Here is a 3,099-nt window from a genome sequence, read left to right as displayed (position 1 = left end):
GCCGTGCCCGGTCTGTCCGCGGTGCCCGCCCCCCAGCCCGAGCCGTCCATCCGGTGGTTGGTGGGTCTGCTGCTCGTAGCGGCGCTGCTCCCCCGGTTGGGGGTGTTCTTCATCAACGAAAACCTCTTCGGTGACGCGGTGGTGCGCACGGAGCTGGCGGAGCGGTGGCTGGCCGACCCCCACGTCATCACGTCCTACAAGGACGGCACGTATCAGTTCGGCCCCCTGCACCTGTACCTGGTGGGCGCGGTGCTGTCGGTGTTCGAGCGCGACGTGGCGGGCCGGCTGGTGAGCCTGTTGTTCGGAGTGGCGTCGGTGGTGCCGCTGTTCGCGCTGACGCGGCGGCTGTTCGGCTGGCGCGCGGGCGTGGCGGCGGGGCTGGCCTTCAGCGCGTGGGGCATGCATCTGCAGTTCTCCACCACCGCGGGCAGCGAGTCGGTGTCGCTCTTCTTCATGCTGGCGGTGTTCGCGCTGGTGGCGGAAGGGGTGGAGGAGAACCGCTTCCAGCCGCTGTTCTGGGGCGCGGTGCTGCTCAACTTCGCGTGCGCGCTTCGCTACGACGCGTGGCTGTACATCCCGCTCATCACGGTGGCGCTGGTGTTCAGCAGCGAGGACCGGGTGGCGTCCCTGACGCGCGCGGTGGGCTTTGGGCTGGTGTGCCTGCCGTTCCCGCTGTTGTGGATGCAGGGCAACGAGCTGGCGCACGGCGACCCGTTCTTCCCCATCAAGGCGGTGGAGGACTTCCACAGGCAGTGGGTGGCCGACTCGGGTGGTGCGGGGGGCGCGCTGGGCTGGCGGTTGCAGCAGCTGGGGTTCTGGCCCGCGGTGGCGCTCTTCACGCTGACGCCCGGCGTGGCGCTCCTGGGCGGGGTGGGCATGGTGCGCGCGTGGAAGAAGCACCCGGAGACGCGCTGGCTGGTGGTGATGGCGGTGGTGCCCGCGCTGTACTTCACCCTGCGCGCGGCGGTGCTGCTGAGCTTCGTGCCCCTGGCGCGCTTCACGGTGACGCAGCTGGTGCTCCTGCCAGTGTTCATGGCGCCGGGCCTGGCGGCATTGGTGGGCAACAAGGGGCCCTTCGCGCGCCGCGCGGTGGTGGGCGTGAGCGCGGTGCTGGCGGTGGTGATGCCGGTGGCGCTGGGCATCTACACGTTCCGCACCGAGGGCGGGCTGCACGACTCGCTGCGCCCGGTGAGCCCCACGTCCACGAACCCCGTGGCGGTGATGCAGGTGGCGCGCTTCCTCAAGGAGGAGGTGGCGGCGAAGGGCGGCGCGGCGGCCATCGACGATGACCCGAGCTACATGGACCTGCAGGTGGCCTTCTTCTCCACGCTGCCGGAGATGCGCATGGCGCGCGTGCGCTGGGACACCTTCCGCCAGCGCCTGGCTGACGCGCGGCCGGACGTGCTGGTGCGCTTCGACGGCGGCAAGCTGGTGAAGGACCCGGGCGTGAAGCTGGACGGGCGCACGCTGACGCTCGACGGCGTGGCGTACCAGGAGCAGGACGGCTTCTCCGCGCCGCTGCACGTGTACCGGCGCCAGCCGTAGTTCGTCAGCGATTCCCGGAGGTGCTGCTCAGCCCTCCGGGTTGTAGTTGTCGTCGTAGCCGTCGTCGTCCTTGGGGCGGTGCGCGTCCAGCCAGCCCTGCAGGATGAACTGCGCGGCGAGCTGATCAATGACCTCCCGCCGCTTCTCCCGGCGCACGTCCGCCTCCAACAGGGTGCGCTGGGCGGCCACGGTGGACAGCCGCTCGTCCCACAGCTCCACGGGCAGTCCTGTCGCGCTCTCCAGCACCTGCGCGAACTTGCGCGAGGCCTCCGCGCGGGGGCCCTCCGTGCCGTTCATGTTGAGGGGCAGTCCCAGGACGAAGCGCGTCACCTCGTGTTCCTTCACGAGCCGGGACAGCTCCGCCAGGTCCCCCTTGAGTGACGTGCGCCGCACGGTGGTGACCGTCTGGGCGGTGAGCCCCAGTCCATCCGAGACGGCCACCCCGATGGTCTTGGTGCCGTAGTCGAGCCCGAAGGTGCGCATGGGCGCGGGACTCTAGCCGCAATCCTCCGCCGCGGACCGACCCGTCCGTGGGTGGGGACGCGGCTGGCGGCCCCCTCGGGCCAACCCCGCGTTTCGACTCGCCCCGCGAGCCGGACTGCCCGGCACCGCCGCTGCAATGCCTGTCCGCGTCCGAAGAGACGGCGCGCGGCACCTGGCAGCACCCACTTCAACCCGTCGCGCGGGAGTATCGATGCTCGACATCCTGAAAGGCGTGGCGAACCTGCTGGGCGGTCCCATGGCCGCCGTGACCGACCTGGCGGGGGACGCCCTGGGGCTTCCGCCCGTCCTCACGAACTCCATCAAGACTGCCGCGGGGGTGATGACCGGCAACGTGATGATGGCGGCCAGCGGCGCGTTGGGCGTGGCGGATGAGCTGAAGAAGAACCCATCCGCGAAGACGGAGTACTGCGCGCCCCAGAACGCGGCGAAGGCGGGCGCGGGCTACGCGAGCTCCGCTTCGTCCGGCGCTTCGCAGGCGGGAGGCACCTCCGGAAGCCGCAGCCCGCTGGACCCCAAGCTGCTGGACTACGCGGACTCGCTGCGCACCCTGGAGGCGAACTTCGGCTACCTGGACCTGCTGGACGGCAAGAAGGACGGCTCGCTGTCGCACGCGGACCTCCAGCGCATCTCCCAGGACAAGAACGTGTCGCCGTCGCTCCGGGACGCGGCGAAGTTCCTCGTCGACAACCGCGGCTTCTTCGAACAGGTCGATACGGCGAAGAAGAACCTCCTGATGCTGAAGCTGCCGGGCCTGAACGATGACCGCATCGAGCTGGTGGGGCTCCAGCAGGAGTCCAAGCGGCTGGCCGGCGAGTTCGCGAAGTACGGACGCCCGGAGCGGCCGGGCCGCCCGTCTCCTTCGCCTTCGGACTGCGCGCCTCCGCCTTCGGACTGCGCGCCGCCCACCACCGGCGGTGGCTCCCGGCCGGGCAGCGGGGCAGGGCGGCCGGGCACTGGCGGCACGGGGCGGCCGGGCAGCGGCACGGGAAGCACGGACGGTGGCGTGTCGGGCCGGCCGGGCCAGGGCGGCGGAAGCACAGGGGGCACGGG

General features: G+C 71.2%; 2 protein-coding genes and 1 pseudogene. 2 read left to right on the top strand and 1 reads right to left on the bottom strand.

All coding sequences use genetic code 11. The features are described 5' to 3' along the window. The first annotated feature begins 3 nt into the window (after positions 1 to 3). Positions 4 to 1,545, top strand: a complete 1,542-nt coding sequence (locus tag D7V77_RS41210; protein ID WP_120581632.1) for a glycosyltransferase family 39 protein — start codon at positions 4 to 6, stop codon at positions 1,543 to 1,545. A 27-nt stretch (positions 1,546 to 1,572) separates the two neighbouring features. On the opposite strand, the gene ruvX is transcribed toward D7V77_RS41210, so the two are convergent. Next, a complete protein-coding gene (ruvX, locus tag D7V77_RS41205; RefSeq protein ID WP_120581631.1) occupies positions 1,573 to 2,028 on the bottom strand; it encodes a Holliday junction resolvase RuvX in 456 nt (151 codons plus the stop codon). A 211-nt stretch (positions 2,029 to 2,239) separates the two neighbouring features. On the opposite strand from ruvX, the pseudogene D7V77_RS41200 reads away from it, so the two are divergent. Then, positions 2,240 to 3,099, top strand: a pseudogene (locus D7V77_RS41200) (hypothetical protein); the annotation flags it as partial.

This window comes from Corallococcus sp. CA041A, assembly GCF_003612075.1.
GTDB classification, from domain to species: Bacteria; Myxococcota; Myxococcia; order Myxococcales; family Myxococcaceae; genus Corallococcus; species Corallococcus exiguus.
This window is presented reverse-complemented; position numbering and strand designations above follow the sequence as displayed.